Source organism: Microbacterium azadirachtae (assembly GCF_000956545.1).
GTDB classification, from domain to species: domain Bacteria; phylum Actinomycetota; class Actinomycetes; order Actinomycetales; family Microbacteriaceae; genus Microbacterium; species Microbacterium azadirachtae.
Window position 1 is genome coordinate 69,147 of sequence record NZ_JYIT01000077.1, and the last position, 19,428, is coordinate 88,574.

Here is a 19,428-nt window from a genome sequence, read left to right on the forward strand (position 1 = left end):
CTCTTCAACACCAGCGAAGATTCCTTAAGCAAGATTAGGATCTCTGATGTGCAGGTGGATCCGGAATCGGCGCGCACCGTGGCCGCGGTGCTCGACGAGGGCAGCTTCGAGGGCGCGGCGCGCCGTCTGCTGCTCACCCCTTCCGCGGTCAGCCAGCGGATCAAGACGCTCGAGCAGCAGCTCGGACGGATCCTGCTCGTGCGCAGCAAGCCGGCGCGCGCGACCGAGGCGGGGGAGGCGGTCGCGCGGTTCGGCCGGCAGGTGGCCCTGCTCGAGCGCGACGCGATCGCCGGATTCGGCCTCGCGGGCGAAGCCGAGGGCGCTCGCGTGCGCATCCCGCTCGCGGTGAACGCGGATTCGATGGCGACCTGGTTCCTCACGCCTCTCGCACGCCTGTCCGAGAGGCACGACGTCGAGTTCGACCTGCATCGCGACGATCAGAACTTCACCGCGCGACTGCTCGAATCCGGCACGGTGATGGCCGCCGTCACCAGCGAGTCGGAGCCGGTCGGCGGCTGCCGCGTGGAGGCGCTGGGCGCACTGCGCTACGTGGCGGCGGCCTCCCCGGCGTTCGCGCGGCGCTGGTTCCCGGAGGGCGTCACCGCCGACGCGCTCTCGCTCGCGCCGTTCGTCGACTTCGACCGCCGGGATCTGATGCAGCAGGACTGGCTGCGCGCACGCGGCGTGGATCCCTGGGCCGTGCCCCGTCACCACGTGCCCGCGTCGGCGGACTTCTCGATCGCGGTGGAGCTGGGACTGGGGTGGGCGCTGCTGCCCGTGCCGCACGCGGAGCCCGGTCTCGCGGACGGGCGGCTGGTGCGCCTCGACGATGCCGAGACGACGTCGCCGCTGTTCTGGCAGCAGTGGAACCTGCGCTCCGAGCTGCTGGACGCCATCGCCGCCGAGATCCGTGCCGCCGCGGGACGCGTGCTGCGCTGAGCCCGCGGGCCTGGCCAGACGTCCGCGCCGCACCCTAGGGTCGAGTCATGGCATCCGAGCGCATCACGCTGACCATCCCCGGCCCCGACGGGGACCGCTCGCTGGATCTGTCCAGCCCCAACCGCGCGGTCTGGCCGGAGGCCGAGGGGGGCCCGATCACGAAGGCGGAGCTCGCCGAGTACGTGCAGACCGTGGCGACGCCGTTCCTCACCTCGACCGGCGACCGGCCGGTGTCGCTCGAGCGCTACCGCGACGGCATCGGCGGCGAGAGCTTCTTCTCCAAGAACCCGCCCAAGGGCACGCCGGACTTCGTGCAGAGCGTGATGTGCACCTACAACAGCGGTCGCTCGCACCCGCAGATCGTGCTCACCGAGCCGGCCGCGATCGTGTGGGCGGTGCAGATGAACACGGTGGTCTTCCACCCCTGGGCATCTCTCGCCTCCGACACCGACAACCCGGTGGAACTGCGCATCGACCTGGATCCGCAGCCGGGCACCGGCTTCGCCGAGGCGATCCCGGCCGCGCACGAGCTGCGCACCGTGCTGCGCGAGGCGGGGCTGGAGGCGTTCATCAAGACCAGCGGGAACCGCGGTCTGCACGTGTTCTGCCCGATCGTCCCGGAGTGGGAGTTCCTCACGGTGCGGCATGCGGTGATCGCCGCCGGGCGCGAGCTCGAGCGGCGGATGCCCGATCGCGTCACGACCGCGTGGTGGAAGGAGGAGCGCGGCGAGCGGATCTTCGTCGACTTCAACCAGGCGAACCGCGACCGCACGATGGCGGGTGCGTACAGCCCTCGGGCGCTGCCGGGCGCGACCGTCTCGACGCCGATCGCGTGGGACGAGCTGGACGACGTGGATCCCCGGCGGTTCACGGTGCGCACGGTGCCGCAGCGTCTCGCGGACGTCGGCGATCCCTGGGCGCGCATGCAGGACGCGCCGGGCCGCATCGACACGCTGCTGGGCTGGTGGGAGCGCGACGTGGAGAACGGGCTCGGCGAGATGCCGTTCCCGCCCGAGTTCCCGAAGATGCCCGGCGAGCCCCCGCGCGTGCAGCCCTCGAAGAAGGTCGCGGCGAACTGGGACGAGAACGGCGAGCCCCGCTAGAGCGGGGCGTCCTGGATCAGGAACCCGGGTGCGCGGCTGCCGGGAGGGGCGTCAGTCGATCACGTCGGCGAGGTCGTAGCCGGCGACGGTCTCGAGCTGCTCGTAGGTGCACGATCGCGCCTCGCGGTCGTCGCGCCAGCGCTCGAACTGCACGGTGTGCCGGAACCGCCACCCCTCCAGCTGGTCGTAGCGCACCTCGAGCACGCGCTCGGGGCGCAGCCGCACGAACGACGTGTCCTTGCTCCCGCTGAATCGGGATCGTTCGCCCTCGCCGGTGACGGCGACGCCGGACTCGTCGCGCTCCACGAGGGGCGCGAGGTCCTCGACCAGCTGCTGCCGCATCGCGTCGCTCCACGCCGCCACTCCGCCGACCTGGCGCAGCACGCCGTCGTCGCCGTAGAGGCCGACGAGGAGGGATCCGACGCCCGAGCCGCTCTTGTGGATGCGGTAGCCGAGCGCGACCACGTCCGCCGTGCGCGCGTGCTTCACCTTGAACAGGGTGCGCTTGTTCGGCGCGTACGGCTGGTCCAGCGGCTTCGCGACGACGCCGTCGAGACCCGCGCCCTCGAACTCGGCGAGCCAGCGCCGGGCCAGATCGGGATCCGTGGTCGTGCGCGTGAGGTGCAGCGGGTGCGGCACCTCGGCGAGCAGGCGCTCGAGCCGCTCCCTGCGCTCGCCGAAGGGGAGCTGCTGCAGATCCTCGTCGCCGTCGGCGAGCAGGTCGAACGCGATGAACATCGCCGGCGTCTCCGCCGACAGCTTCTGCACCCGGGACGCGGCGGGATGGATCCGCTGGCTCAGGGCCTCCCAGTCCAGCCGCTGCGATCCCGCGGGGCCGGTGGCGACGACGATCTCGCCGTCGAGCAGGCACGGTCCCGGAAGGAGGCGGGGGATCGCTTCGACGAGCTCGGGGAAGTAGCGCGTGAGCGGCTTCGCCCCGCGGGAGCCGATCTCGACCGTCTCGCCGTCCCACGACACGAGCCCGCGGAAGCCGTCCCACTTGGGTTCGTACAGCAGGCCGTCCGGGAACTTCGCCGGATCCGGGACGGCGGCGGAGGCCTTCGCGAGCATCGGTGCGGGGATCTCGTAGCGCATGGATCCCATCCTGCCTGCCCGCCCGCCTCGTCTGTCCGTCTATTTTCGCCGAACCGTGGCGTTTCGTGCCCTGAGCCCACCGTTTGACGCAAACAGACGGAGCGACGAGGGGGGATCAGGGGGTGAACAGGTCGGGGAGGGCGACGCGCTCGCCGGCGTCCGCGAGCGCGGTGCGTGCGGCGTGCCAGCCGGCCATGCCGTTGACCCCGGGACCGGGCGGCGTGGCCGCCGACGCGAGGTACACGCCGGGCATCGGCGTGCGCCAGGGGGTGCGGGACAGCACGGGCCGCACGAACGCCTGGCGCATCGTGAACGCGCCGCCGAAGATGTCGCCGCCGATCTCCGCCGGGTTCAGGTGCACGCGCTCCCGGGCGCTCACGGCATGGCTAGCGAGGATGCGATCGCGGAACCCCGGCGCGAAGCGCTCGATCTGCCGCACGATCAGCTCCGTCGCGTCGGCATCCGAGTTCGCCGGCACGTGGATGTACGCCCACAGCACCTGCCGGCCCGCGGGCGCGCGGGAGTCGTCGAGCACGGAAGGCTGCACGACGAGGACGTAGGGTCGATCGGAGATCCGCCCCTGGGCGACCGTGTTCTCGCTGGCCCACACCTCCTCGCGGGTGCCGCCGACGTGCACGGTGGGCGCCAGCGCGACGTCGGGATTCGTCCACGGAACCGGACCGTCCAGGGCGAAGTCGACCTTGGCGGCAGCGTGGCCGTAACGGTAGGCGCGCACGGCGTCGGCGTAGCGGACAGGCACGTCGCGCAGGGTCAGCGCGAGCCGGGGCGCCGTGTTGAGCAGCAGCAGGTCGCCCTGCCGCGGATCCCCCCAGTCCAGGGCCGAGAGGTCGGCGACGGGCGCGTCGGTGCGGATCCTGCCGCCGTGCGCACGCAGGTCGTCGGCGAGCGCGTCCGCGATCCGCTGGGCCCCGCCGCGCGGATACGCCCAGCCGCCGGCGTGCGCCTGCGCCATGAGGAGCAGGCCGGCCGCGGCGCCGCTGAGGGAGGGGAGCGCCGAGTTGGCGTGTGCCACCACGCCGGCCACGAGTGCGGCGGCCTCCGCGGTGCGGAAGGTGCGCTCGGCCATCGCCGATCCCTGCTCGAGCACGCGGAGCCCGTAGCGGACGGCGGTGACGGGGTCGTCCGGGAGGCGCAGCAGAGAACCGCCCGTGAAGTCGAGGAGCCCGTCGATGTGCGAGCTCAACGGACGCAGCAGGGCCCGCCAGGCGCGGGCGTCCGGGCCGAGCGCGTCAGCCGTGCGCTCGAGGTCGTGCCAGGCGATCCCCGCCCGCCCGCCGTCGAGCGGATGGGCATATGCCGCTTCCGGAATGATCCAGTCGATGCGGTCGCGTCCGAAGGCGCGGAAGAACGGCGACGAGTAGGCCGCGGGGTGCACCGCCGAGCACACGTCGAGCACGAATCCGGGGAGCGTCGAGGTGTCGCTGCGCACGCCGCCGCCGATCGTCGGCGCCGCCTCGATCACCTCGACCGCGTATCCGGCACGGGCGAGCGAGACCGCGGCGGTCAGGCCGTTCGGTCCGCTGCCGATCACGGTCGCGCGGGGCATGCGGCCAGTCTCGCACGCGCGCAGGCCGCTCCGAGCAGAACGTGGGATCCTAGAGGGGATGAACGAAGTCCAGGGCCCGACCCCCACCGGCACCTCCCGTCCCTACAAGTCGCTCACCGAGGCTCTGCGCGGTCAGCGCATCGACCCGGTGAACCACGACTTCATCCGCGCGATCGTGGACGCCGTCGGCGTCAGCACCTTCATCGACCGCGGCCGCTACATCGAGGCGATCCGCCGCGGCGACGGTGCGGCCCTGCACATCGGGCGCACCTACACGAACGGCTTCACCGAGGACGAGATCGTCGTCGTCGGCGGGCGGCCGCTGCCGCTCGCGCCCAGCGAGGGCCGCGCGCCGTACTTCTACGTGACGCATCCGAGCGAGCTGCCGAGCGCACCGGCCGGCGTCGCGCGTCCGTCGCGCACCGCGGGGACCCGCGCTCCGGCGAAGCCCAAGTCCGAGCCCCGCGCGCCGAAGACGACTCCGCTGGACGAACGCGACTACGGGGTGTGCGACGTGTGCTTCATGGTGAAGACGCCCTCCGGCGGCTGCGCCTGCACCTGAGCCCGAGCCGTTCTGCAGGGAGCCCTGGTCGTTCTGCAGGGAGCCCTGGTTGTTCTGCAGGGAGCCCCGGTCGTTCTGCAGGGAGCCCCGGTCGTGCCGTAGCTCTAGGCCGGGCGCGCCGCGGCCGCCGCGCGGAGGTGTGACCGGAACAGCGGATCCCGCCCCTGCACAACGGCGCCCGCCCCTGCACAACGGCGCCCGCGCCCTGCGCAACCGCGCCCGGACCCTGCGCAGCGGCAAGACCGAGCTCGGCTTGGCGCCGGGTCAGGCGAACGCGCTCATCCCGGTGATGTCGCGGCCGATGAGCAGCGCCTGCACGCTCTCGGTGCCCTCGTAGGTGTGGATGGCCTCGATGTCGGCCATGTGCTGCATCACGCCGTTCTCGAGCAGGATGCCGTTGCCGCCGAGCAGGTCGCGCGCGGTCTGGGCGATGCGGCGTGCGGCGCGCGTGTTGTGGAACTTGGCGAGCGAGGCCTGCGTCGGCCGCAGGGTGCCCGCCTCGTCCATGTCCGCCATCCGGCGGCAGTACAGCTGCATCGCCGTGAGCTCCTCCAGCATGTGGGTGAGGCGCTCCTGCACCATCTGGAACTTCGCGAGCGGCTTGCCGAACTGGATCCGCGTCGTGGCGTACGCGAGTGCCGCCTCGTAGCAGGCGGTCGCGTGCCCGAGGGCCGACCAGGCCACGCCCGAGCGGGTCGCGTACAGCACGGTGGACGCGTCCTTGAAGCTGTGCGTGCCCGGCAGCACCGCATCCCGAGGGATCCGCACGTCGTCGAGGCGGATGTGCGCCTGGTGGATCCCGCGCAGCGACACCTTGCCGGTGATGACGGTGCCCTGGTAGCCCGGACGGTCCTGCTCGACGAGGAAGCAGCGCACGGCGCCGTGCTCGGCGGCGCCCTCGTCGTCGACGCGCGCCCACACGAAGGTGATGCCGCCGGAGGCGCCGTTGCCGATCCACTTCTTCGCCCCGCGTAGCACCCACTCGTCGCCGTCGCGACGGGCGACGGTCTCCAGCGAGACCGAGTCGGATCCGTGGTCCGGCTCGGTGAGCGCGAAGGATCCGAGCACCGAGCCGTCGGCGAGGGGGACCAGCCAGCGCTCCTGCTGCTCGGGGCTGCCGAACAGCGCGAGGGAGCGCAGCGCGAGCCCGCCCTGCACGGCCAGCACGGTGCCGAGCGAGCCGTCGCCGCGGGAGATCTCCATGTTGACCAGGCCGGCCGCGAGCGGGCTCATCCGGGTCAGTGCGGGGTGCTCGATGCCGTCGGCCACGAGATCCATCTCGCCCATGCGGCGGGCGGCGTCCAGCGGGTACTCGGCACGGTCCCACGCGTCGAGCATCTGCGGGGCGACCTCATCGACGTACGCCTGCGCCCGCTCCCAGTGCGCACGATCGGCGGCGGGGATGTCGGAGAAGACCTCGTAGTAGTCGGTGCCGGCGCGACCGGTCAGGTCATAGGAGGTGACGGCTTCGCCGGGGAAGCGGGGGGCGTCGTTGCTCATGGGATCTCCAACCGCAGGAGTGAGACTGAGTCTCAGGATTCATGAGACAGCGTACCGCGATTCGCGCGCGCGACCGATACCGAACCCACCGGGGATCGCGCGGGCGCGGTACGGACCTCAGCCCAGTTCGTCGCGCAGGCGCCGGCTGATCTCGGCCATCGGCATCGATCGGGGGAACACGGCCACCACGACCGCGTCGTCGCCGGGCTCCTTCATGCCGTCCGGGTGCACGCCGTACCGCCGCAGCACGTCGTCGAGCGCACGGCGCAGAGCCGCCGCCGAGGTGCGCGATCCGCGCAGCAGGCGCCGCAGCACGTGATTGTGCACGGCGGTGACGAGCGCCGCGAAGCCGACCGCGTCGAGCGGATCCAGATCCGGCAGCGAACGCCGCAGGTACTCGTCGAAGAGGCGCTCGTAGCGGAACACCGCGACGATCTCGCGTTCGCGCAGGGTCGGCACCTCCCGCACCACCTGATAGCGCAGGCGCGCCAGCTCGGGGTCGGCGGCGAACGCCCGGAACACCATCATCGACGCGTCGCACACGGCGGTCCACGGATTCGGGTGGGAGCGGTCCAGGTAGCGGCGCAGCCCCTCGAGCAGCTCCTCGTGATCGGCGAAGACGACGTCGTCCTTGCCGCCGAACTGACGGAAGAAGGTGGATCGGGAGATGCCGGCGGCGCGCGCGATCTGCTCGACCGAGGTCGCGTCGAAGCCCTGGGCGGAGAACAGCTCGAGCGCCGCGCGCACCACGGCGGTGCGGGCGGGGGACACGTCGGCGTGCTCTGTCATAGCAGCACAGCCTAGTTCCCTCGCCCCTCCGTGCACCGATGTGCGTCGCTGCGGGTCGCCGGCCCCCTCCGGAAGGCTGTACCGGCGGTCAGGAACCGCGATTCCGCGGTAGTAAGCTGGCTGATCGGGTCGAATCACATCGACACCCGACAGAATTCCTGTCGCGTCCCATTCGTCGCAACCAGCGAAGGACTGCACGTGGACCTCTACGAGTACCAGGCACGAGACCTTTTCGAAAAGTACGGAGTGCCGGTCCTCGCCGGCATCGTCGCCGACACCCCCGAGGAGGTGAAGGCAGCGGCGGAGAAGCTCGGTGGTGTGGTCGTCGTCAAGGCGCAGGTCAAGACCGGCGGCCGCGGCAAGGCCGGCGGCGTGAAGGTCGCGAAGAACCCGGACGAGGCGTACGAGGCCGCGAAGGCGATCCTGGGCCTGGACATCAAGGGCCACGTCGTGAAGCGCGTCATGGTCGCCGCCGGTGCCCGCATCGCGCGCGAGTTCTACTTCTCGGTCCTGCTCGACCGGGCCAACCGCTCGTACCTGAGCCTCGCCTCGGTCGAGGGCGGCATGGAGATCGAGCAGCTCGCGGTCGAGAAGCCCGAGGCGCTCGCCCGCGTCGAGGTCAACCCGATCGAGGGCATCACGCTCGACAAGGCGCTCGAGATCGCCCGGGCCGCGAACTTCGAGCCCGGCCTCGCCGAGAAGGTCGCCGACGTCTTCGTGAAGCTGTTCGAGGTCTACAAGGGCGAGGACGCGACCCTGGTCGAGGTCAACCCGCTGGTGCAGACCGAGGACGGCGACATCATCGCGCTCGACGGCAAGGTCACCCTCGACGACAACGCCTCCGAGGTGCGTCACCCGGAGCACGAGGAGCTCGCCGACAAGGCGACCGAGAACCCGCTCGAGGCCAAGGCCAAGGAGTCGGGTCTCAACTACGTCAAGCTCGACGGCCAGGTCGGCATCATCGGCAACGGCGCGGGTCTGGTCATGTCGACCCTCGACGTGGTCGCGTACGCGGGAGAGAACCACGGCGGCGTGAAGCCGGCCAACTTCCTCGACATCGGCGGCGGCGCGAACGCGCAGGTCATGGCCTCCGGCCTGGACGTGATCCTCGGCGACGAGCAGGTCAAGAGCGTCTTCGTGAACGTGTTCGGCGGCATCACCAGCTGCGTGGCCGTCGCAGAGGGCATCGTCAAGGCCCTCGAGATCCTCGGCGACGCGGCGACCAAGCCGCTGGTCGTCCGCCTCGACGGCAACCAGGTCGAAGAGGGCCGTGCGATCCTCACGGCCGCGAACCACCCCCTCGTCACGCTCGCCGCCACCATGGACGAGGGCGCCGACAAGGCCGCCGAGCTGGCGAACGCCTGAAAGGACTAGAGACATGTCGATCTATCTCAACAAGGACTCCAAGGTCATCGTCCAGGGCATCACGGGCGGCGAGGGCACCAAGCACACCGCGCTCATGCTCAAGGCGGGCACGAACGTCGTCGGCGGCGTGAACGCGCGCAAGGCCGGCACCACGGTCTCGCACACCGACAAGGACGGCAACGCCGTCGAGCTGCCGGTGTTCGCCTCGGTCGCCGAGGCGATCGAGAAGACGGGCGCGAACGCATCGGTCGCCTTCGTGCCGCCGGCGTTCACGAAGGACGCGATGGTCGAGGCCATCGATGCCGAGATCCCGCTGCTCGTGGTCATCACCGAGGGCGTGCCGGTCGGCGACTCCGCCGAGGCGTGGGCGTACGCGACCGAGAAGGGCAACAAGACCCGCATCATCGGGCCGAACTGCCCCGGCATCATCACCCCGGGCGAGGCACTCGCCGGCATCACCCCGGCCAACATCACCGGCAAGGGCCCGATCGGTCTCGTCTCGAAGTCGGGCACCCTGACCTACCAGATGATGTTCGAGCTGCGCGACCTGGGCTTCTCGACCGCCATCGGCATCGGCGGCGACCCGGTCATCGGCACGACGCACATCGACGCGCTCGCCGCGTTCGAGGCCGACCCCGAGACCAAGGCGATCGTCATGATCGGCGAGATCGGCGGCGACGCCGAGGAGCGTGCGGCCGAGTTCATCAAGGCCAACGTCACCAAGCCGGTCGTCGGCTACGTCGCGGGCTTCACCGCGCCCGAGGGCAAGACCATGGGCCACGCCGGCGCCATCGTCTCCGGCTCGGCGGGCACGGCGCAGGCGAAGAAGGAGGCCCTCGAGGCCGCCGGCGTCAAGGTCGGCAAGACGCCGTCCGAGACCGCCGCACTGCTGCGCGAGGTATTTGCTGCACTGTAGGCGCGAAGCGGCTTCGACCCGGTTGCTGAGCGAGGAGCGTAGCGACGAGTCGAAGTGCGCTGCGCTGTAAAGCACCGCAGTACACGAAGGGCTCCCGGCTTCGCGCCGGGGGCCCTTCGTCGTGCAGAGCGGGAGGTGGCCGCCCTGCCGGGATGCGGTGGAACGACCGAGATCCGGGGATCCGCGCAGGATCCGCCTGATCTCGGTCGGTTCGCCTGATCTCGGGTCGCGCCGAACCGCTCGGGCGGGGTCAGGCCGGGTCGGCGAACGCCCGGCGGTGTGCACCCGGCGTCGTGCCGAAGCGTGCGCGGAAGTGGTGGCGCAGCGTGACCGCGCTGCCGAATCCGGTGCGCTGGGCGACCGCGTCGACGGGCAGGTCCGACGCCTCCAGGAGGCGGCGCGCCTCGTCCAGACGGCGCTGCAGCAGCCAGTCGCCCGGGCTCGTGCCGGTGCGGTCGCGGAAGCGCCGTGTGAACGTGCGGCGGGAGAGGTGCACGGCGCCGGCCCAGTCGTCGAGGGGAGCCGGCGCGTCGATCCGCTCCATGGCCCAGGCGATGGCCCGGTCGATCTCGTCGCCGTCCCGGTCGGCGGCGATCGGACGGGACAGGAACTGGGCCTGGGATCCCTCCCGGTGCGGCGCCATGACGAGCGATCGGGCCAGATCCGCGGCGACGGCGCTGCCCAGTTCGGTGCGGACGATGTGCAGGCAGCAGTCCAGGGCGGCGGCCACCCCGGCGGAGGTGACCACGTCGCCCAGGTCGGTCCAGAGGGCCTCGCAGCGCACCGTGAGCTCGGGATGACGGGCCGCGAGCTGCGGACCCGCGGACCAGTGCGTGGACACCTCGCGGCCGTCCGCGATGCCGCTCGCGGCGATCACGAAGGCACCCAGGCACAGGCCCAGCACCCGCGCGCCGTTCGCATGCGCGGTGCGGACGGCGTCGAGCAGGGCGGCGCTCGGCGCGACCTCCGGATCCCAACTGGGGATGACCACGAGATCGGCGCCGGCGAGGGCGTCGAGCCCTTCGCCGACGACGAGGTCGAGTCCGGCGGCGGTGCGGATCGCGCCCGGCTCCTCGGCCACCGTGACGACGCGGTAGGCGGCCTCGACCGAGCGCACGCCCACACCGCCGAAGACCATGAGCGGGACGGACAGGTGGAACGGGCTGATGCCGGGGAAGGCGAGCACGGCGGCGGTGCGCATGGCCCGATCTTATCGAAAGGTGACTTCAGGGCCACTCCCGGAGAGCGGACGGGATCGGCACGATGGATCCATGACCCAGAACCCTCTGACCCTGACCCTCGTCGGCGGACCGACCGTCGTGCTCGAATACGCCGGCCTGCGTCTGCTCACGGACCCGACCTTCGACGCCCCGCGGATCTATGAGGGCGGCATCGCGCTGCACAAGCTCACGGGACCCGCGCTCGGCCCCGCGGAGATGGGGGCGATCGACGCTGTCCTGCTCTCGCACGACCAGCACCCCGACAACCTCGACGAGGCGGGGCGCGCGTTCCTGCCGCGTGCCGGTGTCGTGCTCTCCACGCCCGAGGCGCAGGAGCGGATCGAGGGCGTGACCGGACTCGCGCCGTGGCAGACACAGCGCGTCGGAGAGGTCTCGATCACCGCGGTCCCGGCGCTGCACGGGCCGGAGGGTGCGGAGGCGCTGTCGGGCACCGTGACGGGCTTCGTGCTCTCGGCCCCGGGCGAGCGCGTCGTGTACGTGTCGGGCGACAACGCGTCCGTCGCGGTGGTGTCGGCGATCGCCGAGCGGATCGGGCGGATCGACGTGGCCGTGCTCTTCGCCGGGGCCGCGAACGTGGGCCGCTTCGGCGACGCGGACCTCACCCTGAACGCGCGCACCGCGGTGGAGGCCGCCCGGGAGCTGGGGGAGGCCCTCATCGTGCCGGTGCACGCCGAAGGATGGCACCACTTCTCCGAGACGCGCGAGCGCCTCGTGCGCGAGTTCGGCTATGCGGGGCTCGCCGGGCGGCTGCGGGTGCCCGAGGCGGGCGTGCCGCTCGCGCTCTGAGCGGAGCGCCCGGGAGGGATACGCGACGAGGCCCTCTCACGGCACCGCCCATCCGGGCGTCGTGCGGCGAGAGGGCCTCGTCGGATCCGGGGATCAGCCGGCGGTCACGCCCCGAGCAGGGCCTCGATCGGGCCGCGGGCGAAGAACAGCACGAACCCGACGCCCACCACCCACAGCAGCGGATGGATCGTCTTGGCGCGGCCGGTGAGGGCGTTCACGACGATCCAGCTGACGAAGCCGGCGCCGATGCCGTTGGCGATCGAGTAGGTCATCGGCATGACCGTGACCGTGAGGAACACCGGGAGCAGCACGCGGAAGTCTCCGAGGTCGATGTTCTTGATCTGCGACAGCATCATCGCGCCGACGAGCACGAGCGCGGCCGCGGCGACCTCGCTGGGCACGAGGGCCGTGAGCGGGGTGAAGAACATCGCGAGCAGGAACAGCACGCCGGTGATGGTGGTCGCCAGGCCCGTGCGGGCCCCCTCGCCGATGCCGGCGCCGGATTCGACGAACACGGTCGCGGACGACGAGGAGGTGCCGCCGCCGACGATCGCGCCGACGCCCTCGACCACCAGGGCCGACTTGATCCGCGGGAAGTCGCCCTTCTCGTCGGCGAGATCGGCCTCCTTGGCGAGACCCGTCATGGTGCCCATCGCGTCGAAGAAGTTCGAGAACAGCAGCGTGAAGACGAACATCACCAGGGTGACGCCGCCGACCTTCGCAAGGTCGAATCCGAAGTCCACCCGGCCGATGAGGCTCAGATCCGGCAGGCCCACGATGCTGCCCGTGAAGCCGAACTTCTGCCCGAACGGCCAGATGAGGTTGAGGATGGCGGCCAGCACCGTGCCGCCCACGAGCGCGATGAGGATGGCGCCCTTGACGCGCAGCGCGATGAGCACGCCGCCGATCAGCAGGGTGAGCACGAACAGCAGGGTGGGGATCGAGGCGACGGATCCGCCGATGCCGAGGTCGACCGGAGGGGAGGGCTGCTTCGTCGAGGTGACGAAGCCCGCGTTCACGAACCCGATGAACGCGATGAACAGGCCGATGCCGACCGTGATGGCGAGCTTGAGCTGCACGGGCACGGCGTCGAAGATGAGCTTGCGCAGCCCGGTCGCCGCGAGCAGCACGATGATCACGCCGTTGATCACCACGAGCGCCATGGCCTCGGGCCAGGTGACCGACTTGACGACCGTGAACGCGAGGAAGGCGTTGATGCCGAGGCCCGCGGCGAAGGCGAACGGCAGCCGGGCGACGAGCCCGAAAAGGATCGTCATGACGCCCGCGGTCAGCGCCGTGGCGGCGGCGACCGCGGTGCCCGGCAGAGTGTGGCCCGCGACGTCGGGCGTGGCCAGGATGATCGGGTTGAGGATGACGATGTAGGCCATCGTCACGAAGGTGACGATGCCGCCGCGGACCTCGGTGCCGAGGGTGGATCCGCGTCGGGTGATCTCGAAGAACCGGTCGAGCGCGTTCTTGGGCTCTGCGGCGGTCTCGTCGGTCGTGGGCGGGGGGACTGTTGTCATGGGGGACCTCCGCGGAAAACCGTATCGCGTCGCGGATGTCGTCCGTGTGTCGTGCGGCGGAGCACGTAGGCTCGAAGCCGTCATGCAACGCCTCCTCATCGTGCTCCTGGCGGCGGTCGATGCCGTCGTCGCGGCTGCGATCGGCCTCGCCGCGCTGCTCGCGCCCCTCACCGTGATCTGGGCGGTGGCGTTCGGGACGCGCGCCGACTGGGGCGCGCTGTGGCCGGCGACCGCCACTCTGTGGCAGTTCGGGCACGGCGTGCCGCTGGCCGTCTCGCTGCCCGACGCGCTGGTGCGCTCGACGGGGCTGGATCCGTCCGCCGCGCGCTTCGCACTGTCGGTGACGCCGCTGCTCCTGCTCGGCTTCACGGCGATCTTCGCGGCGCGCTCGGGCCGTCGTGCCGCGCTCGCCGGATCCTGGCCCGCAGGCGTGATCGGCGGCACGGTCGTCTTCGCGGCGATCTCGACCCTCACCGCCCTGACCGGCGGACTCGGCGTGCTGCGGGCGCCGCTGTGGGCGGCGATGCTGTTCCCGCCGCTCGTGTTCCTGTGCGGCGCGCTCGCCGGAGCCGTCGCGACCGCGTGGGGCGAAGGCGACGGCGGGATCGTCGACCGTGTGCAGGATGCGCTGGACCGACGGCCCGACTGGGCCCCTGTGCCCGGCGACATCGTGCGGGGCGCTGCCGCCGCGGTCGTCGGAGTCGTGGGCGCGGCGGGGCTGGCGGTCGCCGTGGCCGCCCTCGTGCGCGGCGGTCAGACCGTGGCGCTGTTCGAGGTGCTGCGCGCCGACGGGCTCGGCGTCGTCGTGATCGGACTGGCGCAGCTCGCATACCTGCCGACGCTCGTGGCCTGGGCGGTCGCCTGGATCGCCGGCCCCGGCTTCGCGATCGGCGCGGGCACGGCCGTCTCGCCCGCCGGCACCGCGCTCGGCGTGGTCCCGAGCGTTCCGCTGCTGGGACTCGTGCCGGACAGCACGTCCCCGTGGCTGCTCATCGTCGTCCTGGTGCCGATCGCGGCGGGCGCCTTCGCCGGGTGGCTGATCCGCTCGCGTCAGGTCTCCGCGGGCGCCGAGGCGTCGTTCGGCGCCCGCGCGGCGACGGCCGTGGGGATCGCCGTGCTCTCCGGCGGCGCGGGCGCCCTGCTCGCCGCGCTGTCGCGCGGCTCGCTCGGACCGGGGCGCCTCGCCGTCGCAGGTCCCGAGCCGGGTCCCGTCGCCCTCGCGCTCGGGCTCGAGGTGCTCGTCGGCGCGGGGATCCTGCTGCTCGCGCCGCGTCGCCGGGGGCTCTTCGGTGAGGAAGGGTTCGACGACGCGGAGGACGTGCTGCGCTCCGAGCGCGTCTGAGCGGCGGCGTCACCGCGGCCGGGGCGTCGCGGGCTCCCGGCTAGACTGTTCGGGTGCTGACGGTCGCCGTACTCATCTCGGGCACCGGCTCGAATCTTCGTGCCCTCCTCGACGCGGCTGACGACCCCGGATTCCCCGCCCGGATCATCGTGATCGGTGCCGATCGCGAGGCCGACGGTCTCGCGCACGCCGAGGCGTTCGGGATCCCGTCGTTCGTGGTGCCGTGGGAGGCGTTCGACAGCCGCGAGGAGTGGGGCGCCGAGCTCGACGCGCAGCTGAGGGTCTGGAATCCGGACCTCATCGTGCTGTCCGGCCTCATGCGCCTGCTGCCGCACGACGTCGTGGCGGCCTGGGCGCCGAACATCATCAACACGCACCCGGCCTACCTGCCCGAGTTCCCGGGAGCGCACGGCGTGCGCGACGCCCTCGCCGCGGGCGTCGGCGAGACCGGCGCCAGCGTGATCGTGGTCGACGACGGCGTCGACAGCGGACCGATCCTCGCGCAGGAGCGCGTGCCGGTGCACGAGGGCGACACCGAGGCCACGCTGCACGAGCGCATCAAGCCCGTCGAGCGACGACTCCTGATCGACGTCGTCCGCCGCATCGCCGAGGGCGAGCTCGATCTCGGCGCCCGCCCCTCCCCGAACTGACGCCCACCCCCGGAAGGAAGTCCCGATGGCCGGTCCTGCCCACGACCCGTCCCTCTACCGCCCCCGCGATGCCGTGCGCATCCGCCGTGCGCTCGTCTCCGTGAGCGACAAGACGGGGCTCGTGCCGCTGGCCCAGGCGCTCGCCGACAACGGCATCGAGATCGTGTCGACCGGATCCACCGCCCAGACCATCCGGGATGCGGGCATCGCCGTCACCGACGTCGCCGCCGTCACAGGGGTCGCCGAGATGCTCGACGGGCGCGTGAAGACCCTGCACCCGTCGATCCACGGCGCGGTGCTCGCAGATCTGCGTCTGGAGGACCACGAGCGTCAGCTCGCCGAGCTCGGGATCAGCCCGTTCGAGCTCGTCGTGGTGAACCTGTACCCCTTCGTGCAGACGGTCGCCTCGGGCGCCGTGGGCGACGACGTCGTGGAGCAGATCGACATCGGCGGGCCGGCGATGGTGCGCGCCGCCGCGAAGAACCACGCCAACGTCGCGATCGTGGTCTCGCCCGAGTCCTATCCGTCGCTGCTGCGCGCCCTCGAGGACGGGGGCACCACGCTCGCCCAGCGTCGTGAGCTGGCCGCCCGCGCGTTCGCGCACACCGCCGCCTACGACACCGCCGTGGCGCAGTGGTTCTCCGACGGCACCCTGTCCAGCGACAGCGACCTCCCCGAGCACCTCACGATCTCCGCCTCGCGCCTGGCGACGCTGCGCTACGGCGAGAACTCGCACCAGCGCGCGGCGATCTACACCCGCGCCGGCGGCCACGGCATCGCGCAGGCCACGCAGCTGCAGGGCAAGGAGATGTCGTACAACAACTACGTCGACGCCGACGCGGCTCTGCGCGCGGCGTACGACATGGTGCATCCGGCCGTCGCCATCATCAAGCACGCGAACCCGTGCGGCATCGCGACCACGGCGCCCAACGCGCTGGACCCGATCGCGAGCGCGCACCTGCGTGCGCACGAGTGCGACCCGGTCTCGGCCTACGGCGGCGTCATCGCCGCGAACGGCACCGTGACCCTGAAGATGGCCGAGAACCTCAAGGACATCTTCACCGAGGTCATCGTCGCGCCGGCGTTCGAGCCGGCCGCGCTCGAGGTGTTCAAGGCGAAGAAGAACCTGCGCCTGCTCCAGCTGCCCGACGACTGGCAGCAGGAGCGGATGGACGTGCGCCTGGTGTCCGGCGGCCTGCTGCTGCAGGACGCGGACCGCTTCCCGGACGACATCGTCTCGGTCGCCAAGAACTGGGAGCTGGTCTCCGGCGAGCGCCCGGACGACCTCGAGATGGAGAACCTGATCTTCGCGTGGAAGGCGTGCCGCGCCGTGAAGTCGAACGCGATCGTGCTCGCCAAGGCGAACGCCACGGTCGGCGTCGGCATGGGTCAGGTCAACCGCGTCGACTCCTGCCGTCTGGCGGTCGAGCGCGCGGGTGACCGCGCGGCCGGATCCGTCGCCGCGTCGGACGCGTTCTTCCCGTTCGCCGACGGCGCGCAGGTGCTGATCGACGCCGGCGTGACGGCGATCGTGCAGCCCGGCGGATCCGTGCGGGACGAAGAGGTCGTGGACGCGGCCCGCAAGGCCGGCGTGACCATGTTCTTCACGGGAGAGCGCCACTTCTTCCACTGACCGGATCCCCGCGGATCCCTGCCGGATCCCCGCCGGATCCCTCGCGAGACCCCCACGCAGCGTCGATACCCCCACAGGGGGAGGCCGCCGCGCGGGGGTCTCGGCGCGCCGTGGGGGTCTCGGCGCCGGCGGGGACGGGGATCCGGGGGTCTGCGCTGGGGCTCCGGGGAGCCGGAACTGCCGTGTCCGATTTCCGCGAGGCTGCGGGAAACGGACGTGCCAGAGTGGAGGCATGAGCTTCCCCGCGATGACCTTCGACGAGCGGTACCGCGCGATCGACGCGCGGGACACCCGCTTCGACGGGCAGTTCGTGACGGCGGTCCGCTCGACCGGGATCTACTGCCGACCGAGCTGCCCTGCACGCACGCCCAAGCCCGAGAACGTCACCTTCTTCCCGACCAGCGCGGCGGCGCACGAGGCGGGCTACCGCGCCTGCAAGCGCTGCCTCCCCGAGGCGGCGCCCGGCTCGCCGGAGTGGAACCTGCGCGGCGACGTCACGGCCAGGGCCATGCGCCTCATCGCCGACGGGGTCGTCGAACGCGAGGGCGTGCCGGGGCTCGCCGCCCGCCTGGGCTACTCGGCGCGTCACCTCACCCGGTTGCTGACGGCCGAGCTCGGCGCCGGGCCGCTCGCGCTCGCCCGTGCGCATCGCGCGCACACCGCCCGCATGCTGCTGGTGGGCACCGATCTGCCGATCGCCGACGTGGCGTTCTCGGCCGGCTTCGCGAGTGTGCGCCAGTTCAACGACACGGTGCGCGAGGTCTTCGGTCTCGCGCCGGGGGAGCTGCGCGCGCGGCGTCACGGCCGCGACACGGCGAGCGCGGCAGCGGTGGTCCCCGGTGAGATCGAGCTGCTGCTGCCGTACCGCCGTCCGCTCGACGCGGAAGGGCTGTTCGCCTGGATGCGTGCGAGGGCGCTGCCCGGGGTCGAGACCGCCGGCGAGCGCTCGTTCGCGCGGCACCTGCGCCTCGGCGGCGGACCCGCCTGGTTCGAGCTCCGCCTCGACGACGCCGACCGCCTGCACCTGCGGGCGCGACTCGCCCAGCTCGGCGACCTCGCGCCGCTCGTCGCACGCGCCCGCCGGCTGTTCGACCTGGACGCCGACCCGCTGGCCGTCGACGCGGCGCTCTCGGGGCACGAACCGCTGGCGCCCCTCGTCGCCGCGGTGCCCGGCATCCGGGTGCCCGGTGCGGCGGATCCGCACGAGATGCTCATCCGCGCGATGATCGGCCAGCAGATCACGGTCGCCGCCGCGCGCACCGCCCTGACCCTTCTCGCCCAGGAGCTGGGGGAGCGGGTCGGATCCGGTCCCGAGGGTTCGGGGGAGGGGATCCTCTTCCCCACCATGACGGCGATCGCCGAGCACGGCCACGAGGTGCTGCGCGGCCCGGCGGCGCGCATCAGAGCCGTCACCGGCGCCGCCGCCGCCCTCGCCGACGGCTCGCTCACGCTCACGCTCGGCGACGACGGCGATGCGCAGCGCGCAGCCCTCCTCGCCATGCCCGGGATCGGGCCGTGGACCGCCGACTACGTGCGTATGCGAGTGCTCGGCGACCCCGATGTGCTCCTGCCCGGAGACGTCGCCGCACGCGCGGGGGCCGGCGCGTCAGGGATCCCGTCCGACGCCGGGCCGCTCACCGCGTGGGCGACACGCGTCGCGCCCTGGCGCAGCTATCTCACCGCCCACCTGTGGCGCGCGGCCCCGGCGAAGGCCGTGCGGAAGGGCGGCGGCGCACCGAGCGCCGTCGACGCTTCCCCGTCGGCCCTCGCCCCGAAGACCGCACCGACCATCTCGATCACGGAAGGCACGAAATGACCGCCATCATCCAGACCGTCGACACCCCCGACGGGCCGTTCACGATCCTCGCCGACGAGCACGACCGCGTGCTCGCCTCCGGGTGGACGGCCGACCACGAAGCCATCCTGCAGCGACTCGCGGAGAAGCACCGTCCCTCCGAGGTCACGGAGGGCCGCACCGCCGCGGCGGACGCCGTCGCCGCATACTACGCGGGGGATCTCTCGGCGATCGAGACGGTCGCGGTGCGCCAGTTCGGCACCGACATGCAGACCGCCGGCTGGGAGGCGCTGCGCCGGATCGTCCCGGGCGAGCCGCTCACGTACACCGAGTTCGCCGTCGCTCTCGGCAAGCCCGGGGCCGTGCGCCCCGCCGCGTCGATCTGCGCACGCAACGCCCCCGCATTGTTCGTCCCCTGCCACCGCGTGCTGCGCACCGACGGCACCCTCGGCGGCTTCGCCTGGGGCGAGGACGTCAAGCGCCGGCTGCTGGACCGAGAGGCCGCGCACGCGATCGCCGCGTGACCATCCTGGCCGCGCGGACCAAGCGCGGCCTCCGCACTCGTGCGCACGGATGAACCGCCTCCTCCGGTCGCGCCCTAGGCTCGGCGCGACCCGAG

General features: G+C 72.2%; 17 protein-coding genes. 11 read left to right on the forward strand and 6 right to left on the reverse strand.

The features are described 5' to 3' along the window. Nucleotides 1-48: 48 nt before the first annotated feature. Complete coding sequence (locus tag RL72_RS10410; protein WP_045250764.1) at nucleotides 49-939, forward strand: LysR family transcriptional regulator ArgP; 891 nt, start codon at nucleotides 49-51, stop codon at nucleotides 937-939. 47 nt (nucleotides 940-986) lie between these two features. Then, on the forward strand, nucleotides 987-2,042 hold the full coding sequence (ligD, locus tag RL72_RS10415) for a non-homologous end-joining DNA ligase (protein WP_045250765.1): 1,056 nt from the start codon (nucleotides 987-989) through the stop codon (nucleotides 2,040-2,042). Between the two features lie 51 nt (nucleotides 2,043-2,093). On the opposite strand, the gene RL72_RS10420 is transcribed toward ligD, so the two are convergent. Next, nucleotides 2,094-3,137, reverse strand: a complete 1,044-nt coding sequence (locus RL72_RS10420) for an ATP-dependent DNA ligase (protein ID WP_045250766.1) — start codon at nucleotides 3,135-3,137, stop codon at nucleotides 2,094-2,096. Nucleotides 3,138-3,252: 115 nt separating this feature from the next. Further along, a complete protein-coding gene (locus tag RL72_RS10425; protein WP_045250767.1) occupies nucleotides 3,253-4,704 on the reverse strand; it encodes a phytoene desaturase family protein in 1,452 nt (483 codons plus the stop codon). A 58-nt stretch (nucleotides 4,705-4,762) separates the two neighbouring features. On the opposite strand from RL72_RS10425, the gene RL72_RS19200 reads away from it, so the two are divergent. After that, complete coding sequence (locus RL72_RS19200) at nucleotides 4,763-5,266, forward strand: hypothetical protein (RefSeq protein ID WP_052674317.1); 504 nt, start codon at nucleotides 4,763-4,765, stop codon at nucleotides 5,264-5,266. Nucleotides 5,267-5,530: 264 nt separating this feature from the next. On the opposite strand, the gene RL72_RS10435 is transcribed toward RL72_RS19200, so the two are convergent. Both RL72_RS10435 and RL72_RS10440 read right to left on the reverse strand, forming a co-directional pair. Further along, a complete protein-coding gene (locus RL72_RS10435) occupies nucleotides 5,531-6,766 on the reverse strand; it encodes an acyl-CoA dehydrogenase family protein (protein WP_045250768.1) in 1,236 nt (411 codons plus the stop codon). Between the two features lie 117 nt (nucleotides 6,767-6,883). Next, the gene (locus tag RL72_RS10440; RefSeq protein WP_045250769.1) at nucleotides 6,884-7,555 is read right to left on the reverse strand and encodes a TetR family transcriptional regulator; all 672 of its coding nucleotides are present in this window, start codon (nucleotides 7,553-7,555) and stop codon (nucleotides 6,884-6,886) included. Between the two features lie 198 nt (nucleotides 7,556-7,753). Here RL72_RS10440 and sucC point away from each other — a divergent pair, with 198 nt between their 5' ends. Together sucC and sucD are read left to right on the forward strand one after the other, a co-directional pair. Beyond that, nucleotides 7,754-8,920, forward strand: coding sequence for an ADP-forming succinate--CoA ligase subunit beta (gene sucC, locus RL72_RS10445; RefSeq protein WP_045250770.1), 1,167 nt, complete (start codon nucleotides 7,754-7,756; stop codon nucleotides 8,918-8,920). 13 nt (nucleotides 8,921-8,933) lie between these two features. Then, on the forward strand, nucleotides 8,934-9,836 hold the full coding sequence (gene sucD, locus RL72_RS10450; RefSeq protein WP_045250771.1) for a succinate--CoA ligase subunit alpha: 903 nt from the start codon (nucleotides 8,934-8,936) through the stop codon (nucleotides 9,834-9,836). Between the two features lie 250 nt (nucleotides 9,837-10,086). Here sucD and RL72_RS10455 read toward each other — a convergent pair whose 3' ends face one another. Beyond that, nucleotides 10,087-11,037: a GlxA family transcriptional regulator gene (locus RL72_RS10455; protein WP_045250772.1), complete on the reverse strand. Its 951-nt coding sequence runs from the start codon at nucleotides 11,035-11,037 to the stop codon at nucleotides 10,087-10,089. 70 nt (nucleotides 11,038-11,107) lie between these two features. Here RL72_RS10455 and RL72_RS10460 point away from each other — a divergent pair, with 70 nt between their 5' ends. Then, on the forward strand, nucleotides 11,108-11,863 hold the full coding sequence (locus RL72_RS10460; RefSeq protein ID WP_045250773.1) for an MBL fold metallo-hydrolase: 756 nt from the start codon (nucleotides 11,108-11,110) through the stop codon (nucleotides 11,861-11,863). 104 nt (nucleotides 11,864-11,967) lie between these two features. Here RL72_RS10460 and RL72_RS10465 read toward each other — a convergent pair whose 3' ends face one another. Continuing rightward, a complete protein-coding gene (locus RL72_RS10465) occupies nucleotides 11,968-13,389 on the reverse strand; it encodes an NCS2 family permease (protein ID WP_045250774.1) in 1,422 nt (473 codons plus the stop codon). An 82-nt stretch (nucleotides 13,390-13,471) separates the two neighbouring features. Here RL72_RS10465 and RL72_RS10470 point away from each other — a divergent pair, with 82 nt between their 5' ends. The 5 genes from RL72_RS10470 (at nucleotide 13,472) to RL72_RS10490 (ending at nucleotide 19,333) form a co-directional block, all read left to right on the forward strand. Next, entirely contained in the window at nucleotides 13,472-14,731 is a 1,260-nt protein-coding gene (locus RL72_RS10470; RefSeq protein ID WP_052674318.1) for a cell division protein PerM, read from the forward strand. Between the two features lie 53 nt (nucleotides 14,732-14,784). Further along, nucleotides 14,785-15,381, forward strand: a complete 597-nt coding sequence (purN, locus tag RL72_RS10475) for a phosphoribosylglycinamide formyltransferase (protein ID WP_045250775.1) — start codon at nucleotides 14,785-14,787, stop codon at nucleotides 15,379-15,381. A gap of 25 nt (nucleotides 15,382-15,406) precedes the next feature. Continuing rightward, complete coding sequence (gene purH / locus RL72_RS10480) at nucleotides 15,407-17,014, forward strand: bifunctional phosphoribosylaminoimidazolecarboxamide formyltransferase/IMP cyclohydrolase (protein ID WP_045250776.1); 1,608 nt, start codon at nucleotides 15,407-15,409, stop codon at nucleotides 17,012-17,014. 232 nt (nucleotides 17,015-17,246) lie between these two features. After that, nucleotides 17,247-18,830: a DNA-3-methyladenine glycosylase 2 family protein gene (locus RL72_RS10485; protein WP_045250777.1), complete on the forward strand. Its 1,584-nt coding sequence runs from the start codon at nucleotides 17,247-17,249 to the stop codon at nucleotides 18,828-18,830. Next, a complete protein-coding gene (locus RL72_RS10490) occupies nucleotides 18,827-19,333 on the forward strand; it encodes a methylated-DNA--[protein]-cysteine S-methyltransferase (protein ID WP_045250778.1) in 507 nt (168 codons plus the stop codon). Before RL72_RS10485 ends, RL72_RS10490 begins: the two co-directional genes overlap by 4 nt. The last annotated feature ends 95 nt before the right edge of the window (nucleotides 19,334-19,428 follow it).